This is a genomic window from uncultured Salinibacterium sp. (assembly GCF_963974405.1).
Lineage (GTDB): Bacteria > Actinomycetota > Actinomycetes > Actinomycetales > Microbacteriaceae > Rhodoglobus.
Genome location: NZ_CAXBBH010000001.1, coordinates 1027080 through 1046777, shown reverse-complemented (window position 1 = coordinate 1046777; position 19698 = coordinate 1027080). Strand labels below are relative to the sequence as shown.

Annotated in this window: 17 protein-coding genes; 7 read left to right on the top strand and 10 right to left on the bottom strand. The window is 60.7% G+C overall.

The window, feature by feature from the left end:
* Window positions 1-59: 59 nt before the first annotated feature.
* The 5 genes from raiA to mtrA all read right to left on the bottom strand — a co-directional run bounded on the left by raiA (window position 60) and on the right by mtrA (window position 5596).
* Window positions 60-758 carry a ribosome hibernation-promoting factor, HPF/YfiA family gene (raiA, locus tag AACZ26_RS05130; RefSeq protein WP_339619635.1) on the bottom strand — a complete coding sequence of 233 codons (699 nt, stop codon included), beginning with the start codon at window positions 756-758 and terminating at the stop codon, window positions 60-62.
* Between the two features lie 9 nt (window positions 759-767).
* The gene (locus AACZ26_RS05125; RefSeq protein WP_339619634.1) at window positions 768-1562 is read right to left on the bottom strand and encodes a phosphoribosyltransferase family protein; all 795 of its coding nucleotides are present in this window, start codon (window positions 1560-1562) and stop codon (window positions 768-770) included.
* Window positions 1563-1624: 62 nt separating this feature from the next.
* The gene (locus AACZ26_RS05120) at window positions 1625-3304 is read right to left on the bottom strand and encodes an LpqB family beta-propeller domain-containing protein (protein ID WP_339619633.1); all 1680 of its coding nucleotides are present in this window, start codon (window positions 3302-3304) and stop codon (window positions 1625-1627) included.
* Window positions 3297-4910, bottom strand: coding sequence for an MtrAB system histidine kinase MtrB (mtrB, locus tag AACZ26_RS05115; protein WP_339619632.1), 1614 nt, complete (start codon window positions 4908-4910; stop codon window positions 3297-3299). The genes AACZ26_RS05120 and mtrB overlap by 8 nt, the downstream gene beginning before the upstream one ends.
* Before the next feature lie 5 nt (window positions 4911-4915).
* The gene (gene mtrA / locus AACZ26_RS05110) at window positions 4916-5596 is read right to left on the bottom strand and encodes an MtrAB system response regulator MtrA (RefSeq protein ID WP_339619630.1); all 681 of its coding nucleotides are present in this window, start codon (window positions 5594-5596) and stop codon (window positions 4916-4918) included.
* 121 nt (window positions 5597-5717) lie between these two features.
* Here mtrA and AACZ26_RS05105 point away from each other — a divergent pair, with 121 nt between their 5' ends.
* The 5 genes from AACZ26_RS05105 to AACZ26_RS05085 are packed head-to-tail and all read left to right on the top strand — an operon-like array spanning window position 5718 to window position 11105.
* Window positions 5718-6929: a hypothetical protein gene (locus tag AACZ26_RS05105; RefSeq protein WP_339619629.1), complete on the top strand. Its 1212-nt coding sequence runs from the start codon at window positions 5718-5720 to the stop codon at window positions 6927-6929.
* A complete protein-coding gene (locus tag AACZ26_RS05100; protein WP_339619627.1) occupies window positions 6926-7624 on the top strand; it encodes a DUF4129 domain-containing protein in 699 nt (232 codons plus the stop codon). The genes AACZ26_RS05105 and AACZ26_RS05100 overlap by 4 nt, the downstream gene beginning before the upstream one ends.
* Window positions 7621-8811: a DUF4350 domain-containing protein gene (locus AACZ26_RS05095; protein WP_339619625.1), complete on the top strand. Its 1191-nt coding sequence runs from the start codon at window positions 7621-7623 to the stop codon at window positions 8809-8811. Before AACZ26_RS05100 ends, AACZ26_RS05095 begins: the two co-directional genes overlap by 4 nt.
* A gap of 42 nt (window positions 8812-8853) precedes the next feature.
* Window positions 8854-9810 (top strand): MoxR family ATPase, encoded by a 957-nt coding sequence (locus tag AACZ26_RS05090; protein ID WP_339619624.1) that lies wholly within the window; start codon window positions 8854-8856, stop codon window positions 9808-9810.
* A gap of 2 nt (window positions 9811-9812) precedes the next feature.
* Window positions 9813-11105 carry a DUF58 domain-containing protein gene (locus tag AACZ26_RS05085; protein ID WP_339619623.1) on the top strand — a complete coding sequence of 431 codons (1293 nt, stop codon included), beginning with the start codon at window positions 9813-9815 and terminating at the stop codon, window positions 11103-11105.
* A 9-nt stretch (window positions 11106-11114) separates the two neighbouring features.
* Here AACZ26_RS05085 and AACZ26_RS05080 read toward each other — a convergent pair whose 3' ends face one another.
* Entirely contained in the window at window positions 11115-12110 is a 996-nt protein-coding gene (locus tag AACZ26_RS05080) for a stage II sporulation protein M (RefSeq protein ID WP_339620631.1), read from the bottom strand.
* A gap of 16 nt (window positions 12111-12126) precedes the next feature.
* Here AACZ26_RS05080 and AACZ26_RS05075 point away from each other — a divergent pair, with 16 nt between their 5' ends.
* Window positions 12127-13005, top strand: a complete 879-nt coding sequence (locus tag AACZ26_RS05075; RefSeq protein ID WP_339619621.1) for an RDD family protein — start codon at window positions 12127-12129, stop codon at window positions 13003-13005.
* On the opposite strand, the gene AACZ26_RS05070 is transcribed toward AACZ26_RS05075, so the two are convergent.
* Together AACZ26_RS05070 and AACZ26_RS05065 are read right to left on the bottom strand one after the other, a co-directional pair.
* Window positions 12992-14416: a phosphomannomutase/phosphoglucomutase gene (locus AACZ26_RS05070; protein WP_339619620.1), complete on the bottom strand. Its 1425-nt coding sequence runs from the start codon at window positions 14414-14416 to the stop codon at window positions 12992-12994. The two genes, AACZ26_RS05075 and AACZ26_RS05070, sit on opposite strands and share 14 nt — an antisense overlap.
* The gene (locus AACZ26_RS05065; RefSeq protein ID WP_339619619.1) at window positions 14403-14618 is read right to left on the bottom strand and encodes a DUF3499 family protein; all 216 of its coding nucleotides are present in this window, start codon (window positions 14616-14618) and stop codon (window positions 14403-14405) included. Before AACZ26_RS05065 ends, AACZ26_RS05070 begins: the two co-directional genes overlap by 14 nt.
* 62 nt (window positions 14619-14680) lie before the next feature.
* Between AACZ26_RS05065 and AACZ26_RS05060 the strand changes: the two genes are divergently transcribed.
* A complete protein-coding gene (locus AACZ26_RS05060) occupies window positions 14681-15124 on the top strand; it encodes a metallopeptidase family protein (protein WP_339619618.1) in 444 nt (147 codons plus the stop codon).
* Between the two features lie 56 nt (window positions 15125-15180).
* On the opposite strand, the gene AACZ26_RS05055 is transcribed toward AACZ26_RS05060, so the two are convergent.
* Complete coding sequence (locus AACZ26_RS05055; protein WP_339619616.1) at window positions 15181-16764, bottom strand: DUF5719 family protein; 1584 nt, start codon at window positions 16762-16764, stop codon at window positions 15181-15183.
* Window positions 16761-19571, bottom strand: a complete 2811-nt coding sequence (locus AACZ26_RS05050; RefSeq protein ID WP_339619614.1) for a glycosyltransferase family 2 protein — start codon at window positions 19569-19571, stop codon at window positions 16761-16763. Before AACZ26_RS05050 ends, AACZ26_RS05055 begins: the two co-directional genes overlap by 4 nt.
* Between the last annotated feature and the right edge of the window lie 127 nt (window positions 19572-19698).

The window sequence follows — 19698 nt, the reverse complement described above, 5'->3', positions numbered from 1 at the left end:
CTCACAGCCGCGTTACCGGTTCGTAATCGTATCAACTCCAAGCCAAAAACTTGGTGTGCTTAGCCGTTGGCGAACTTACGCTTACGCGCGCGGCCGCCCTGAACAGCATCTTCGGCCTCTTCTTCGAGACCAATCACGCCGTAATCCCAGCCCTTGCGGCGGTACACGACGCTCGGCCGATCAGTCTGACTATCGACAAACAGGAAGAAGTCGTGGCCGACCAATTCCATGTGATCAAGCGCCTCCTCAACAGTCATGTGACTCGAGGGGAATACCTTTCGACGAATGACAACGGGCGAGTAATCGTCGTCGCCGGGCTCCGGCGCCTCGTCTTGCACAGGCACCGCTCCCGTCGCGACCTTCTCGATCACGTCGGGACTAGCAGGAGTGATGTCAACCACCGCGAAGCCACCAGCGCTCGCTTCGCGAAGCGAGGTGGGACGGTGATTGCCGCGATGCACCTTCTTGCGATCCTTCGACTGGCGAATTCGCTCGATGAGCTTCGCCATGGCCAAATCGAAAGCAACATACTTGTCTGAACCAGCCGATTCCGCTCGAACAAGCGGACCTGGTCCAATCAACGTCAACTCAACGCGGTCGTCCCCACTGGAACCCTTGGTTTCGTGGTGTCGGCTTACTTTGATCTCGAAGGCGATTGCCTTCTCGGCCAAGTGAGAGACCTTCTCGGACTTTTCGATCGCGTACTCACGGAAACGATCCGTGACTCCTACATTTCGTCCGTTGACGGTGATTTCCACGGCGACCTCCTAGCCATCATGCGCGGCTGCCCCGTGAGGCAGCTTCCATTTCGCGCCCTTTTCCATACCGTAGCCCTCGCCGCTGGCAATGTCACGAACCGCAAGCGTTCTTGGAGTGAACCCAATGGTTACCGCGGCAACTACGGTGCCACCGGCGACCACAACTGCCCTCGCGGCCTCGTCGATCGTTGCACCGGTGGTGAGCACGTCGTCCACAATGATTACGCGGATGCCAGCGAGAGAACGCGTCGCCATGAACGCTCCGTGAACATTCACGGCACGCTCTTCGGCGTTGAGCAATTTCTGACTTCGAGTTTCTTGGACGACGCGCAATGCCCGGGCGTGGCGAACCCCCGCAGCCCGCAACACGAGCAACATCGGGTGATAGCCCCGTGTGCGGAATGCGCGACGACTGCTTGGCACTGCCACGATCTCAATCTCGCCTGATGCCTGCCCGCTCGGGGTTGACTCCTCGACCGCTCGCCACAGCGCGGGCATAAACGCTGCCGAGAGTGGCCGAGACAGATCGGTGCGGTGATGATTCTTGAAGGCAAGAAGAACTCGGCGCACTCGCCCCTCGTAGCGGAGCGAGCAGTGCACGGGAATGTGCTGCGGCGTCGAATGGATGCTGGGATGCGCGACAAGACTGCTCGCACAGTCGGAACACAACGCTCGGTCGTAGCGTTCGCATCCTGCGCACTCCACAGGCATGAGGAGCGCCCAGGCGTCGCGAAGCGCGTCGAGGAGCACTCGACGCCACCAGGGGCGGGCACGGGGGTCGTAGGGGTGCTGTGGAGATGTCATCCTTCGAGCGTGCCGCTGCCCGGGCGGTCGATGGCTGCCCTCGGGCGGCTAGTGGATAACTGCTATTGCTGCACGGCCATGAAGGAGGCGTCAAGCCCGATTCGAACCCAGGCCTGACTGCCTTGAGGACGCCACACTTCGCCATCAGCGAGCACCCGCAGCCCATCAGTGTTAGTCCCCATAGTCACGATTTGGGTAGCTCCGTCAACGTTACCGAGGTCTTGCGAAGGACCGCCAAGGTTATAGGCAGTCACTTCGACGGAGTCGTCAGCGCCCGACAGCGTCGCCACGCTGCTGGAACTCACCCACGCGGCGTCGATCGCTGATCCCGACCTGACCGGCAACGACATCGGATCGACGAGTTGCACAGGTACATTGCCCTGCTGGCGAACAATCCCATACACGAGAAGCTGCGAGCCAGACGGGGTGGAGAGATACACGAGCAATCGGGCACCGTCGCGTGAGACATCCAGCGAGACAATCCGGGAATTCGCTGGGAGCGCCGCCTGCAGAGGATGCTCCGTGCCGTCCACCTCAAAAGTAGTCAGTGATGTTGCATTCGCCCGCTCCGCTGACCAGACGAACCGGAAAGGATCAAGAGAGGGAGCCACAAGGCCAGCACGCGAATCGATCAACCGCGGCGCTACGCCGACCGAAGCAAAATAAGCGGCACCGTCGGAGGCCCGATAGGCAACGGAGAGTCGGTCAGCCGAAAGCGAAGCAGTCGTAGCCCCCGCATCCGTAACGACATCGCTCAGTTCCGTTATTTCGCTTAAACCGTCGCTCGTGCTGAACCCAAACCCGTCCCCCGTGCCTACGACTAGAGGCCCAGCCGAACCAGGCTCGATCACAGCGGGATTCTGACCAGTCGAAGCATCTTGCAACTCACGCCCCTCGACCGTAAGTACAACGATGGGCGTGTGGAGCGTTGCCGCGAGTTGCTGTCGCATTCGATCTCGCGCCACAGAATTCGCAGTGAGCGCCTCGGAACTGAGGTCAACAACCGCACGGCCCGAGGTCAAGCTGCTTGTCGCACCCAAAGTGGTTGAAGGCGGGAACGCTGTCAGCATGACACCCTGCTGAAGCCACGCCGAGTCACCCGCCAAGAGCGCTTGAATCGCGCGCGACTGCGACGACTGTCTCACCGCAAACCATCGCGTATCCGGAATAAGAAAGGCAAAGCTGGGATCGAAGTAGTAGAGCACTTGCTCTTCAAAGCTCACTTCAAATCCGCGGAGCGAAAGCACGATTCCGGGTGGTGCTGACGATATCCGCCACTCACCATTGACGCGCTCGAACTCGAACGAGAGAGTCTGTGCAACCGGCGAGCGCAGTTCGGAGTACACCCCGCGCTCATCGACTACAGCTTGAGCTGAAAATGAATAGCTCAGAGCGTTCTCACTGGGAGCAGGTGCGATGGACGGCAGCTTGTCGCGTTCACGCACGGTGGCACTTGCCGCAGGATCCCACGATTCACTCATCGTGCCAGTCAGGAACTCGCGGGCAACCGAGTAATCGCGGGCAGGCGAACGAACAGCGTTCATAAAGTCGGTAAGAATCTGCTCTTGAGTGGACCCAGCGACCGGCCCCGAGGCCACAATTTCGTACTGGGCACCGTCTTGCTCGTCAATGAGCGGACCGGTTTCGACTTCACTCGATGTCGGCACGCCAACGCAGCCGGTGAGCAGCACTGACACCGCGGCCACAATCGAGAGGAGAGCGAGTCTGCTGACCTTAGCCATGAGCATCCTCCACACTAGGGATCTCGTCATGCGGTGGAAGTTCGAGAGGCGACGACCGCAATTCAGCACCGCGCTCGCGAGGAATGGTGAGTCTGAAGCACGATCCGTTGTCTCCATCCGACCACACTTCGAGCCAGCCACCATGAAGAGCAGCATCCTCGAGGGCAATCGCGAGGCCAAGCCCCGTACCCCCGGTCGTGCGTTGACGCGAAGGGTCCGCACGCCAAAAGCGGTCAAAGACACGTTCAAGAGCGGCCTGGCTCATACCGACGCCGTAGTCGCGCACAGCAATGGCGACCGCATCCTGATCGCTGTCCACCCACACGACAATCGGTAATCCGTCGCCGTGGTCGATCGCATTGCTGACAAGGTTCTGCAGGATTCGACGGATGCGGCGAGGGTCGACATCCGCTTCAAAATAGCCACCAGGAGCCACAAGGCGCAGTTCGGAGCCCTTGCTTGCCGCGAGAGAAGTGAGACTCTCGATAGCCTCTTCGACGAGTCGTACGAGGTTCGTAGGCTCGGTCTCCATATCAACGGCACCAGCGTCGTAGCGACTCATTTCGAGCAGATCGGCGAGCAACAATTCGAACCGCTCCACCTGAGTGTGCAATAACTCCGCTGTACGTGCTGTCGCTGGCGGGAACGTGTCGCGCTGATCATAGAGAACGTCACCGGCAAGCCGGATAGTGGTGAGCGGAGTACGAAGCTCGTGGGAGACATCCGACACAAAGCGTTGTTGCACTTGGGAGAGCGCCGCCAGCCTCATAATCTGCTGTTGCATGCTCGTCGCCATTCCATTGAATGATCGGGCTAAGGTCGCGATTACGTCGTCGCCCTGCACCGGGATGCGGACCTCGAGCTCGCCCGCTGCAAGTCGCTGACTCGTTTCGGCCGCTAAGCGCACTGGGCCAACGACGAGTCGAACAACGACGAAAGTAACAACACCAATCAGCGCGAGAAGCGCAACGCCGCCGAGCCCCAACGTTTGTTGCACAAGAACAAGAGTTTCTTGAGTGTCTTGGATGTCGTAAACGAGATACAGCTCATATTGAGTGCCACGAATGTCGAGTGTCGAGCCCACCACGAGCCCAGGGTGAACTGAACCGTCGGCGGTCTGATCCAACGCCACAGACTGCCAGTAGGTTCGCTGCTCAGTCGATTCAGCCACCACGCTGCGGAGCTCTTGAGAGATTAGCGAGGCGGAGCCAAGTCCCTGCGTTTGAACATCAGAAGGAACCCGGGGGCCGTCTTGACCCGGTGTGCGCAAGATTGCATAGCGAGTGCCGCCCGTGCTCGAGGCCACGCTCTCAATGACGCGAGCGGCCTCGCCCATCATGACATCGAGGTCTTCGAGACCAAGCCCCTCATCAGCGGCATCGAACACTTGCTGGCCAGCAAGAGTCGCATTAGCCGAAGAACGCGTGAGCTGATCACGGCTCGCATCGAACAGATTGGCCCCCACGCTCAGGGACATGTAGCCCGCGATTACCGTCACCACTATCGAAGACAGCAGCACCGTAATCGCCACAGTGCGCAGTTGAAGTGACGAGCGCCACAGTGCAGCGCCTCGCTGCACCCAGCTGCGCCAATCAAAATCGCGCATAAAAGCTACGCGCTGGCGCCAGCGCGATAACCAACTCCGCGCACCGTCATCACAATTTTCGGATTGTCGGGATCTTCTTCGACCTTCGCGCGCAAGCGCTGAACATGAACGTTCACGAGTCGAGTGTCAGCTTTGTAGTGGTAGCCCCACACTTGCTCCAAGAGCATCTCGCGAGTGAATACCTGTTCAGGCTTCATTGCGAGCGCCAACAAGAGCTCGAATTCGAGCGGGGTCAAGTTGATTTTGGTGTCACCACGGCGAACCTCATGCCCCGTGACATCCAACTCAAGGTCGCCAACAGTGAGGGTGCCAGTGGCGGCATCGCTTGCCGGTCGTAAGCGCGTGCGCACTCGAGCGACGAGCTCCTTGGGGTTGAAGGGCTTGACAACGTAGTCGTCGGCCCCGCTCTCAAGACCCTTCACCACGTCGGCGGTGTCACTCTTCGCCGTGAGCATGATGATCGGTACACCAGACTCTTCACGAATGCGGGCACAAATTTCGATGCCATCCATGCCGGGCAGCATGAGGTCAAGCAACACCAAATCAGGCGATGCCGACTTAAATGCGTCGTACGCTAGGGCGCCGTCTTGGCAGAAAAATGGTTCGTAACCTTCAGTGCGTAGAACGATTCCGATCATTTCTGCCAAAGCAGTGTCGTCATCGACTACAAGAATTCGCGGGTTCACGTGTCCTCGATACTTTCTAGCTCTCGGGCTAACAGAGTGAGAAGCTTTCGCATAAGAGTAGTCGAGTGTGAAAACATGAGGGAGATTGAATTTGGCACAGTTCCATAATCGAGGATGAGACGTGAGCGATAGCAGCCCCTGGCAGTCCCCCGACAGCAGCAGTGCCGATGGCACCAAACCGCTTGCTCCGCCTGCCCCATCTTCGGCGTACACTGCCGGTTCAGCACCGGCAGTGGCGCCGGGAACTCCCGGAACTCCACCGCGCTACGGCACCGCTGCGCCCGGCTGGACCCCACCACCCAAACCGGGCCTAATTCCGCTTCAGCCTCTCGGGCTCGGCACAATTCTCAGCGCATCGCTGCTCGTTTTGCGCCGCAACCCCCGCCCCACCTTCGGACTGTCGCTGCTGATCATGAGCCTCGTGACCGTCGGCTCGCTCGTTCTCGTCGGTATCGTCACCTTCGCTGGCGTTGAACGCACCTTGAGCGCGAGTGAATCGGATGCCGCCACGATCGAGGCGGGCGCTACCGCCGGCCTCATCCTTTCTGCTTTCTTCGCCGTGGCCCTCTCCCTTGTTGGCGGAGCAATTCTTCAGGGGATCGTCTCCCTCGAGGTGGCTCGAGGCACCGTCGGTGAGCGGCTGCGTCTTCGCGGGCTGTGGAACGCAGCAAAGGGGCGCATTGGCGCTCTCATCGGCTGGTCGGCTCTCGTAATGGTGGCAGTCTTTATCGGTATCGCTGTTGTAGCGGGAGTTTCTGTGCTGCTTTTCACCTTCGGCGACACCGCGGGAATTGTTTTCGGAGTGCTCACCATGCTGGGCGGATTCCTCATTGCTGGGTTCTTAGCGGCGTGGCTTGGAACCTTCTTTGCGTTTGTGCCGAGTGCCCTCATGATCGAGCGCTTGCCTCTCATGCTCGCGATCCGCCGTTCGTGGTCATTGGTGAGAGGAAATTTCTGGCGAACTCTAGGGATTTTGCTGCTCATTATGGTCATCGTGAACATCGTTTCGAGCGTTGTCACTGCCCCGTTGAGCGTGATCGGGGGGCTCGGCGTTGGCCTGCTCAATCCGACCGGCAATGAAGAAGCGGGGATTGTGGGGTTCATCGTGCTCTACATCGTGACGATTGTGGTGTCAGTCGTCATCAGCGCGGTCACGATTGTCATCCAAGCAGCCGCACCCGCGTTGCTCTACATCGATATGCGCATGCGTAAAGAAGGTTTCGATCTTGAGTTGGCTCGATTCGTCGAAGCTCGCAACGCTGGCGACTTGTCAGTTCCAGACCCCTATCTCACACTCGACAGCTCCCCGAGCCGCGCGAAACCTGCTTCATGACCCTGACTCTGCTCACCGCCTCCGTGTTGGCAGTGCTCCCTCCGAGCGCTGCCCGCGCGGTCTTGAGCGATGTACCTGTTGAACCTGACTCGGGAGAGGCAACAGACTGGCTCATCGAGGAACTCTCAAAAGCGCCGTACCAGGCCGCAAAACCGACTCTGTTCGACCGCGCATCCAAAGCATTTAGCGATTGGCTGGCGAGCCTCACGATTGGCGAGGGAACCGGAATTCCCACGGCAGTTCTGATCGTTCTCGTAGCCCTCATCGCGGTAGCAATTATTGCGGCGATCATCGTCTACGGCGTACCACGACTCAACCGCAAGAGTCGCCACCACGACATCCTGTTCGGAGAAGCCGACCACCGCACTGCAGCCCAATTACGTGAGGCGGCAGAACAGGCTGCGAACCAGGGCGACTTTGCCGCCGCGATTGCCGACATGTTCCGTTCGATTGCCCGGGGGCTTTCGGAACGCACACTCGTCAGCATGACCCCCGGCACCACAGGCCACGGCTTCGCCACGCGCGCTTCCCGGGTGTTCCCCGAACGAGCAACAGAACTGGCGACCAGCGCCGACACTTTCGACCGTGTGCGCTACATGCGCCAACCCGCCACTCGCGAGCAATATGAACAACTGCGAACGTTAGAGTCACAAGTTCGCGCAGCCAAGCCCGACCTCGCTGAGGCGACGCTATGAGCGAGGTCAGCACCGAAACAACCGTGCTTACGCCCCGACTGCGGACGACGAGCCGAAAGGCTCTCTTTTGGATTGCCGCAGCGGTCGTAGTCATCGTTGTTGGAGTCGTCAGCCTCAACCTAGCCGGCAATGCTGTCGAGGGCCCGCCACTTGACCCGACGAGCCCCTACGAAGCTGGATCTCAAGCAGTCGCAGAAGTGCTGCGCGATCAGGGCGTCGACGTCATCGTCACCACTACTCTCGAAGAAGCTCGCGCAGCCCTTGGCTCCGGCAACGAGAGCACGCTCTTCTTCTCCAACTTTGAGGGGTACCTCACCGAAGACCAAGTGGCCGATGCCGCAGGGCTCGCCAGCACCGTCATTGTCGCCGAACCGATCCTCAACGAGCTCCTTGAGATCGCGCCAGAGGTTGCGCAAGCGGGCACGAGTTCTACCCCGGTTGCCGCCGGATGCTCAGCCCTCACGTCATCCACTGCTCCCGAGATCACCGCCGGCCCCAGCAGCTACCGGGTCATCGAGCCGAGTTCAACAATCACGGCGTGTTACGGAAATGACGATGACGGCTACGGACTGATCAGTCTCGATCGTGGTGACACCGAACTGAGAATCCTCGGCGCCACTGATGCCCTCACCAATGGAGGCGTCACTGCCTCAGACAACGCTGCGTTTGCGCTGCGCCTGCTCGGCGAACATGACACTCTCGTCTGGTACACGCCGAGCTTTCTCGACATCGCCGATGGCGGCGGAACCGCCACTCCCGACGAACTCGCCCCTGGCTGGGTATTGCCAGGAACGTGGCTGTTCGCTCTCACGCTCCTCGCTGGAGCACTCTGGCGTGGTCGCCGATTCGGCCCCCTCGTCATCGAGAAACTTCCCGTGACGGTGCGCTCGAGCGAGACAATGCAGGGCCGTGCTCGGCTGTATGCGAAGTCGGCAGCCCGACTTCACACGCTGGATTCGCTGCGCATCGGCACCCTGCGACGACTCGCCGCTCTGTGCGGGATGCCGACGGCGGCGTCGGTAGATGACGTGATCAACCGGGTATCGCCGCTTGTCGAGCAGCCTCTTGCACAGCTCCGGCGGCTGCTGATTGACGCTGAGCCCGCCTCCGACCATGAACTTATAGCCCTCTCGGATGAACTTCTCGCGCTCGAAGACCGAGTGCGCACGATCATCCGCCTCGCTTAACCACTGAGCCCCACCCATCCAGAGATAGAGAAGAATCGAGATATGACTGACGAGCAACTGCGGCACGCATTTTCCGAGCTGCGCACAGAAGTAGGCAAGGCTGTGGTGGGTCAGGATGCTGCCGTCACGGGCCTCACTATCGCGCTACTCACGGGCGGACACGTGCTGCTTGAGGGAGTTCCGGGAGTCGCGAAGACCCTCTTGGTCCGCACCCTTAGCCGGGCGCTTCAACTCGACACGAAGCGCGTGCAATTCACCCCCGACCTGATGCCGGGTGATGTGACCGGATCGCTCGTCTATGACTCGAAGTCAGGCGAATTCGAATTTCGTGAGGGGCCCGTCTTCACCAACATCTTGTTGGCGGATGAGATCAACCGCACACCACCGAAGACTCAATCGTCGCTTCTCGAAGCTATGGAAGAGCGCCAAGTTTCCGTTGACGGTAAGTCGCTCAAGCTGCCTGTCCCCTTCATGGTCGCGGCAACGATGAACCCCATCGAGTACGAAGGAACATACACGCTTCCTGAAGCCCAACTCGACCGGTTCCTCCTCAAGCTCGTTCTTGACCTTCCCGAACGAGACACTGAAATCGAGGTGCTCACGCGCCACGCCGCAGGATTCAACCCGCGCGATCTCGCCGCCGCAGGCGTCACCCCCGTGCTCAATGCCTCGATGCTTGCCGCCGCGCAAGCTGCAGTTGCCAAGGTCGGAGCGAGCCCTGATGTCGTCGCCTACGCCGTGGACCTCGCGCGGGCCACTCGTCAAAGTCCCTCAGTGAAGCTCGGGGTCAGCCCCCGCGGCGCGATCGCACTCGTCGGAGCAGCAAAAGCTTGGGCCTGGCTCACGGGCGCTGAGGCCATCACTCCCGACCACATCCAGAGCATGGTTTTGCCTGTGCTTCGTCACCGCATTCAGCTTCGGCCCGAGGCCGAGCTCGAAGGGGTATCGGCTGACGTTATTCTGCGATCGATCGTGCAGCAAGTGCAGGTCCCGATCTAATAATGGCGATTTCTGGATGGTTCGTTGCGCTCTTGGCGCTCGGCATTGTGCCGATCGTCGTCACGGGCAAACCCATCGTGCTTGTGTACTGGTTGTTACTAGTAATCCTGCTCGGCACTCTGGATCTGATTATGGCCGTGTCTGCGCGCTCGCTGCGCTTCGAGCGGACATCACCCGACCGCGTCCGGCTGGGCGAAACAACCAGCTCGGCCCTGCGCGTGACGAACCCCACCCGCCGTCGACTGCACGCAATCGTGCGCGATGGGTGGCAGCCATCCGCAGGCGCCCATAAAAACCGAGTCGCCCTGACCGTGCCTTCAGGTGAGCGCCGTGAACTCACCACGGTGCTCACTCCGCTGCGCCGCGGCACCCGCGAAGCGGTCCACGTCACTCTCCGTTCCTACGGTCCCCTGCGGCTAATCGCACGCCAGACTACTGTCAGCGTCCCTGGCAGTTTTACTGTGCTCCCGCCATTCAACTCCCGCAAACACCTCCCTTCACGTCTCGCACGACTCCGTGAGCTCGATGGCGCGACTAGCGTGATGATCCGCGGGCAAGGCACCGAGTTCGACAGCCTTCGGGACTACGTGCGTGGCGACGACGTCCGTTCAATTGACTGGCGCGCGACCGCACGCCGATCTGAACTTGTTGTTCGCACGTGGCGACCAGAGCGCGACCGCCGCGTGGTCATCGTTGTTGATAGCGGCCGTACCTCTGCCGCACGTATTGACGATGAACCTCGAATCGACACCGCCTTCGAATCCGCCCTTCTCCTAGCAGCGCTCGCGTCGAGCGCTGGCGACCACGTCGACTTCATGATCTACGACCGCCGGGTTCGTGCCCGCGTACAAGGCGCCACCGGCCCCGATCTGCTCTCCAAGATGGTGAACAGTATGGCTCCCGTGCAGCCAGAGCTCATTGAGATGGACTGGAACGCCGTGCCAAACTTGGTGCGTCAGGCGACCACTCAACGCGCCCTTGTCGTGCTTGCAACGACCGCCGAGTCGCCCGGGGCCACCCACGGTCTCCTCGCAATGCTGCCGCAGCTTACGGCGAAGCACACCGTGGTCGTAGCCTCTGTCACCGACCCGTCAATTGTGGATGCCACGCTTGACCGTTCTTCCCGAGACACCGTGTACCTTGCCGGCGCCGCTGAACGCGCCCTCCTTGATCAGTCGCGCGTAGCCAATGCGATCAACCAGCTCGGAGCCTCCGTCGTCTCGAGGCGCCCGAGTGACCTCCCCTTGGCGCTCGCCGATCACTACATCGCGCTCAAAGCAGCAGGAGAGCTGTAACCGCCACTGCTAGTTCGCGACGATGTGGGTTGCTCCGGCCTCAAACTCGCTGAGGTCGCCGGTGTTGCCTGCACGAGCGCTGCGCCCACCCAAAATCCACTGGTAGGCCAAGAAGCCTCCCAACGCGACGGTGCCGATGCCGATTTTGATCGGCCACGGCCAATCTTGACGGGTGACATAGCCCTCGATGATGCCAGAAACGAGAAGCGCGAGAATGATGCCGATCACAATGGTGAAAAGCGCTCTACCGCTGTGCGCGAGGGCTTGAGCGCGAGTTCGCGCGCCTGGCGCAACCCACGACCAGAAAATCATCATTCCGGCAGCGCCGGCCACGAAGATCGCGTAGAGCTCCAGCTGGCCGTGCGGGGCGATGTATAGGAAGAAGACGTCGAGACGATCGAATTCGTTCATGATTGCCGCGGTGAAACCCAATTGTTGCGCGGTGTTGAACAGCAAGTAGGGAACGTACACACCCACGATGCCGAAGGCGATCTCTTGAGCCGCAATCCACGCGTTGTTGGTCCAGACAAAGCCGGTGAACGAGCCGCCGGAGTATTCGGAGTAGTAGCCGACGAAATCGTCTTGCGCGAGGGCCTCTCGCTCCGCGGGTGTGCCGAAATTGGCGAGAAGCTGCGGGTTAGAGATTGCCCACCAAGCAAACAGGAAACCAACGAGAAAGGTCGCCGCGGTGAGAACGAGCGACATCCACCGCACCCGGTAGAGCGCAGCTGGAAGCTGGGCGATAAAGAACTGGGGCAACTGGCTAAAGAGGTTCGCGGCGGCACCGGTGAAGCGAAGTCGCGCTCGACTGAGTGTGAGAGAGAGACGATCAGCCTGAGCAGATTGGCCCATGCTCGTCTTCATCGCCGAAAGCTGAGTGGCTCCCGATTGGTAGAGGTCGATCAATTCATCGGAATCTGCCCCAGAAAGTCGGCGTTGCGAGCTCAATTGGGCAAGGCGATCCCAGTCTTCGCGGTGTGCGGCTGAGTAAGAGTCGAGATCCATCTGCTTAAATGATGTCATGCCGAGCCCACAAACGACCAACACCTTCGCGTATGGGGACGAACCCGATGAACTAATCACGGGAGAAGCCGTTGCTTTAGAGCTCCGATCGGCGAGTTTTGTGCTTCGCGCGGCAGGCTCGATCATCGACTTTCTCGTCTACGGCGCAGCGCTGATCGGGCTACTCATCGGTGCATTTGCCTTCGCCGACGCCGCGGGGCTCGATCAGGCCATCGGCACCGCACTCACCGTCTCGGCAACCGTCATCTGTCTTGTCGTCATTCCTACCGCGGTAGAAACGCTCAGTCGCGGCAAGTCACTGGGCAAACTTGCGATCGGAGCCCGCATTGTTCGCAACGATGGTGGAGCGATCGGCTTTCGCCACGCCTTCATCCGTGCGCTGCTTGGCGTCATCGAGGTCTTCATGACCGCGGGAGGGTTGGCCGCGATTGTCGCCCTACTCAATACTCGTGCCCAGCGCCTAGGAGACTTGGTGGCAGGCACGTATAGCCAATACGAGCGCGTTAGTGCCGTGGCGAACCCCGTTGTGCAACTTCCGGGTCAGCTCACCGAGTGGGCGCGCACCGCCGATGTTGCCAAAATGCCGGATGCTCTGGCTCGCCGCATCTCACACTTTCTCGTGGCAGCGCCCGGCTACACCCCGGTGACCCGCCACCAGCATGCGACGACTCTTGCCCACGAAGCCTCAGCTTACGTCTCTCCACTACCGCACGTGGAACCCGAAATCCTGCTCTCTGCGGTGAGCGCTGTGCGCCGAGAACGCGAAAGTACGGCGTTGGCAAGCGAGAAGGCACGCCTCGATGCCCTTGAGCCCGCCCTGACGAGCGTTCCGCGCGGTTTCCCCAGCAATCGCGAGTTAGGCGCTAGGCCCGAATAATTGCCAGCGCACGATCGCGCACAGCGTCGAGCGTCGATTGCGACTCAGCTTCCGCGTTGAGACGCAAGAGCGGCTCTGTGTTCGACGGACGCACGTTAAACCACCAGAACGGCTCGCCTTCCGCCGTCGTGCCGGTAACCGTAAGGCCATCGAGCTCGTCGAACTCGGCCTCCCCCTCAAACGCCGCACGAATACGAGCGGTAGCCGCAGGGACGTCGTCCACCACCGAATTGATTTCGCCACTGGCAGCATAGGGCGAATAGCGAGCCGAGAGCACCGAGAGGGGCTCCGGTTGCGAACCGAACTCGGCAAGCAAATGCATCGCGGCGAGCATCCCGTTATCGGCGCCCCAAAAATCGCGGAAGTAATAGTGCGCGGAATGCTCGCCACCAAAAATAGCGCCAGTTGCAGCCATCTGATCTTTGATGAGTGAGTGACCAACGTTGGTGCGCACGGGAATAGCCCCCGCAGCTTCAATCGTCTCCGCCACGATGCGGGACGTAATGAGGTTATGGATCACGAAGATATCGCCCTCAGGCTGCGAGGCCCGCACACGCTGAATCTCACGGAGAGCAACGACGGCGGCAACAGCGCTCGGACTCATCGGGTTGCCCCGCTCATCTACGACAAAGCAGCGATCGGCATCACCATCAAAGGCAAGCCCTAGATCGGCACCGTGTTCAAGCACCGCTTTCTGAAGATCGACGATGTTGGCCGGATCCAACGGATTCGCTTCGTGATTGGGGAAGGTACCGTCGAGTTCGAAATACATCGGAATGATCTCGATGGGCAGTTCGGGAAGACCAGCGGCGGTCGAGAGCACAGCGGGAACGGTCATGCCCCCCATACCGTTTCCCGCATCCACCACAACGCGGATCGGTCGAATCGACTTCAAATCAACAAGCTCGCGCAAGTAACCGGCGTAGTCGCCGAGCACGTCGACCTCGCGCTGCGAACCGACGGCGTCAAGCGCCACAATTCCCTCGGCCAGGTATGTCTGGGCGCGATCCCTGATCGCCTTGAGTCCTGTCGCAAAGCTGATGCCCTGGGCTCCCGCACGACTGAACTTGATGCCGTTATAGGTTGCCGGATTGTGGCTGGCCGTGAACATCGCCGCCGGCGCATGCAAGGAGCCGGATGCGAAATACGTCTCATCGGTCGAGCAGAGTCCAATGAGAACAACGTTGCCACCACGAGCGCGAGCACCAGCCGAGAAAGCTGCTGCGAATCGGGGCGAGGAGTCGCGCATGTCGTGACCGACGATAATCTCGTGCCCTGCGGCATCCACTTCGTCGACGAAGGCGGCACCGAGCGCTTCGACAACTTCTTCGGTGAGCTGAGTTCCCACAAGGCCACGAACGTCATAGGCCTTGATAAATGGGGTGAGATCGATGGGGTTAGCTTTGCTCATGCCCCAAAACTACATGGCGAACGACTTGCCAGCCTTGAGGCACGGAGAGTCGTTGCGCGTGACCTGCACACAAATCGTACGTGTGCGGTTCTGCGCTGTAGCTCAGCGGCCCCAACACGGCCATCGAGTCCGCATAGACATAGGTGAGAGTGGCCTCTGCTTCGGAGTTGCAGGCGACCTTGCTGCACGGGCGCTGATTCATTGTGAGCCTAGCCTACGACTGTGCGCCCACAGTTGAGCAACTGACGGCCGTAGAATGAGGCCGTGGTGAGATCATCGAAACGTGAGTCGACACGCTCTGTGCGAGGAAACTGGCGCGATAGACACGGGCGCGGCATCCGCAGTGCCGTGACCGGTCCCCACCTCCCACTGCTCAGCAGCCGTAACGGCAACTTCGAAATGACCGTCGCCTCTGCCGCCCAGTTTTTGAAAGAAATGTGGCCAGCTGAACTCGCGGATGCGCGCTTCGAGATCGGCCTTATTCCCGGCAGCAGCCCTGAAGGCTCAAAAGTGGAGCGCTGGAGCGTCGTGCCCTCCGAGAACCGCATCATTCTGTACCGCTTGCCGATCGAGCGGATGGCCCGGCTGCACCGTGATGATGAACTCCACAAAAGGATGCTCATCGAGAGCTGCGTCTTTCGAGCGGTCGCTGAATACATCGGCAAAGACCCGTGGGAATTGGCGCCCGATCGGTTCCGCAACTTCTAAAGCGCAGCACCAGCCGGCGCAGCACTAATCGCACTCCCCAGCGCGGTTAACCTCGCTTAAGGGAAGACCTTAAGCGGTGAGGAGCCTGGCGCCTGCGGGTCAACCGAGTAAGCCGAAACGAAACCGTTGGCCGCCTGCGTGACACTGACGAACAGTCGATCGCTGTGAGCCAAAGTAAAGGTCTCACCGTTGGGCACCGACAACCGCAGCGTGGCTCCAGCTTCGATCGTGTATTCCTCTTCCGTCTCATTGGCCGCGCTGAGACTCACGACAACGTTCTCGTCACTGGGGTTGACGACGTTGAGTACGGCATCCAGTCCCGATGCGATCGTCAACTGGGTGTCTTCTGTGAGAGCAGGGCTCGCGGTGAACCACGCAAAATCGGTTGTCGCAATCCCGCCAGTCGAGTTGATAACGGCCGAGGTCGTGCGAGCGGCAGCAACAATGGGCTCGTCGGCGTCGATCTGCACCGTATAGGCGCCGGTAGCAAGTTTTTCAATCGGGATGTCGGTCACGACTCCAGCACTGACGTCGAGAGTGAACCTGATGGGGTCCTTGTCGGCATCGTCGGGGGTGAGGGTGGCAGAAATGCTTGTCGGTTCTTCACCCGGCACGAAGATGCGGATGGCCGTCATGACGTCATCGGTCTGCGTTGCGGTACCACGCAGTGCCTGAATCGCTTCGAGACTCGTAACCACCATGCCAGGAAGCACAACCGTGCGAGCGGGAGGCTGCGTAGCTCCGATAATTTCGACTCCCCCTGGATCGAGGCCGCGCACGATTGACTGCTGCAGTTCCGCCGTGATCTGGCCTCCACTGCTCGTCACGTGCACGACGGGAGACGAAATGCCCGGGGCAAATCCTGCCAGCGAAAGTACTCGCTGCCCATTGGGCGGCACAACAATTCCCGTGGTACCTGCCGCTGACACAGCGCCACGTTCATCAAAAATTTCAAGGTCGACCGTCGAGGCAACTTCTGTGGGGTTCGTCAGCGAGATGAGAGTTGTGCGCCCCGTCGTGGTCGCCCCACCCACGAGCCAGCTATCGCCACCGACAGCTCGGCATCCGGCGGCAGCGAAGCCGACGTAGTCTCCTCGATCGACCGACTGCGACTGTGCTCCGCTGAGCCGCTCAATCGAGTCTGCCGATTGCGCGTCGGGAGCATCACTCAGCACGAGCGGTTCGGCGACAGACTCGCCTGGCTGAGCATCCGACGCCACAATGCGGGACTGTTCGACGGCCCCCGCGGTCGATGAGAAGCGGGTAACAGCCTGTCCCAGAGTGAATACGGTGGATGCCCCAGCGCCCGAGTCATCGGAGAGCCGCAGTAGCGGACCAGGGCACGTGAGCTGCTGAGCGGTGGGTACCGGAACAACGAGTTCGCTGGCAGGCGTTGCCGTCGTCGAAGGAAGATCAAGGAACGTTGAGCCGAGTACTGCTGCGGCAGCGACACCGATACCGACAACGCCCACGACGACGCGGGCTCCGACAGCAGCAGCCGCTTGAGCAGACAGGGGGCGGCGCGTGCTGGATTCAGGCTCGGGAGCCTTCGTCAGTAGGTTATCGTCTTCGAACTCGGCACCGGTTGGTTCATCAGGCAGTGCGGATGATTCGTCAGGGGTGAATTCGTTGTCAGTCATTCGTTCGCCTCAATCACAGTCACGGCGCTCTCAGCCTTGGCCGCTTTCAGACGGCGACGGCGAGTAGTCGGAATCGCAAGCAAGAGCGTGAGCCCCAGAATGACTCCTTGACCGGCGAGCACGATCTGTCCCCACCCGGTCGAAGTGTTGTTCGGGCCTGTCGGTTGCTCGCTCTCACGGAGGTCAGGGTAGTGCCACAAGTAACCCTGAGCTGTATCGCCAATGGGGTTGAGAATGCTGTTCCCGTCAAGGGCCTCGATAATACGTTGGCGGGTGTCGGCCGCTTCCTCATTCGTCGATGGAGTGAGCACCACAAACGCGATGTGCAAGTCATTCAGTTCCCGAGCAATCTCGTATCCGCTACGTGACGCGATATTGCCCGCGAGGGTGGCATTGAGGAGCTTGGCCTCAGAAAGTTCGGTGCTTGTGGCGGCGAGCGTCGATTGCTCATCGAGTCCAGAGCCACGCCCGCGATGGAGGTCGACCGCGATCGTCGAATCCGATGTCACGGTTAATTGAAGCGTGCCGAGCCCTTCGCTCTGAGTCGACTCTGCCGCGACGAACGCTGGCAAGAGTCGGCCGTTGCTGGCCGCGACCGAACTCATGCCCGACCCGAGCGACCACAGTGGAGCTGCAGCGAGTGCGAGAACTCCCACAAGCGCAACAACGGCTGGCAGGGTGGCGTGGCGGTCGAGGCTATCGAGCGCCACCGTGATCGCGCCGCACAGTCCAAGCCAGTACAGGCTGAGGCCGGGCCCCGCCCAGAGAACGACTTCGGACTCGCCGGATGCGCTCACCGCGATGTGCGTGGCAGCCACCGCAGTCACAAAACCCAGCAACGCGAGCGCAAGCGAGGGCACTGCTCGACGGGTACCGGGCACAAAGAGGCTCATGAGGGCCAGAGCAGCGAAGGGCGCAAGCATCAGGGCCACGAGGAGGGGGCCGTAGCGGTCGTTGAGGCCGAGCGTCGCGAGCAGCGAACTCCAGCCGTTGGAACCGGGTACGACGCTGCCGATCGCTAGCTGCCAGCCAGTCGACGCGACCCGTGCGACCGGGACTCCGGGATCAGCAAAGATGGCCCAAAAATTGCCACGCGCCCACTGCTGAATGACAAGCGGTGCAAACAGCGCGGCGGCAGGAATCACGATCCACACCAGACGGTGAGCGGCCTTGGGGCGCACCACGATCCAGGCGACTAAGGCGACAACGAGCGCGGGAATCAGACTCGGCGCTGCAGCGGTGATCGCCGCAAAGAGGAGGGCGGCCAGTGCGGACATTGCCCAGTTGTGTGCCGCGCGCAATACGGTCAGAACGAGCCACGGAAGCAAGATGTGGGCGAGTACCGCGCCGAGTTGGCCTTCCCCCAGCGACACTAAGAAACTAGGCGCGAGCGTCCAGGCCGCGGCGGCGAGTGTCGGCGCCCAGGTTCGCTCCGAAATGGATGCTGCACACAACCACGCGGCGAGAGCTGCGAGCGGCAACGCCACCAAGTACACAAGCACAATACTGAAAGACGGGTTCCAGAACGTTAGCGATCCAAGCACGGCGAGCACGGCAGCAAAAGGATCCGCGGCGACAACCTGCTGGGCAAGGTCGTTCCAGCCGTAACCCACATGGGCCCACAACTCAGGAACGGTGGCGGAAAGTGGAAGCAGCCCACCTCCGCTCAAGGCACGCGCATCCACAAACCGCGAGAACGTGAGCATGCCGAGGATGCCCGCCAGCAAAACCGTCCAAGCTCCTCCATTGTTGAAGAACTTGGGTCTCGCTACTTCGAACGCGGCGTCAGGTGAGTCACCGTGGCGTTCGTGTGCGCGCCTTTCGCGCAACTCGGCCCATGGCATCCGTAGAGGGTCGACCGCGGCAAAGCCGACACGTTTATTTCGTCGGAGGTTGCGACGAGCAGCAACCACTCCCCCATCGAAAATCGCCGCAAAGGCCGCAGCGAACTCGCCAGCGACGGCTGTCGGGCGTTTCGCAACAAGATGACCGAGCGAACGAAGAATGGCCAAGGGCAACAGCGTCAGCCAGTGCAGCGGAACCGCAAAACCGGGAGCGTAGACAAGTCGACGATGCAATTGCGCGAACCGTTGCACCCGATTGTGAGCGGCGGCGGATACTGAACGCTTACCAAACAGTTCCGGCCCGCCCGCGCTCGCTACCCGAGCATCAGCAACGGCAACAACACGGTGGCCCGCCAAACGGACTCGCACGCAGAAATCGAGCGCGGCATCAACCGAGGTGAGTTTCGGATCGAAACCACCGAGGTCTGCCCACACCTGGCGGCGAACTAACATGCCAGCTCCAGCGACCCCGAGAGTGTCGCTCTGCACATCGTGCTGAGCCTGATCGAGTTCGTTCGTGACGAGCCCGACCGATCTGCCAAGCGGCGTAAGAGTTTCCCCAAAACGGGAGATGACGGATGGGTTGTCCCAGCGGACAAGTTTGGGTCCTGCGACCGCGACCGACGGCGCGATCTCGACTGCGCCGAGCAGAGCGCTCAAGGCGTTCGGATCTGGCGCGCTATCGTGCGTGAGGAGCCACAGCCATTCGCTCTCTGACGCTTGTGGCGCGACTGTCTGAATCGCCGAAGAAAGAGCACCGCCGAACGTTCGCTGCCCGCGAGCATCGGCAATCTGGGCCGGACCGGACTCCGCCATGATGGCAAGCGAGTCATCGCTCGAGTCCGCGTCAACAACGATCACCGAATCGGGTCGCCGAGTCTGGGCCGCAATGGCGGCAAGTGTGCGTGGCAAATACTTCGCACCGTTGCGGGCGACTAGTACTGCGGTAACTCTCGGCTGCATTTGTTTTAGACTATGGCTCGTAAGCGATCTTCTGCCCTCGACTCGCTGCAGAACGGCGAGTCTGAGAACTACCCCAATACGGGGTCAATCCCTCCGACTCCCGAACGAAAGAATCCTCGCTGAAAGG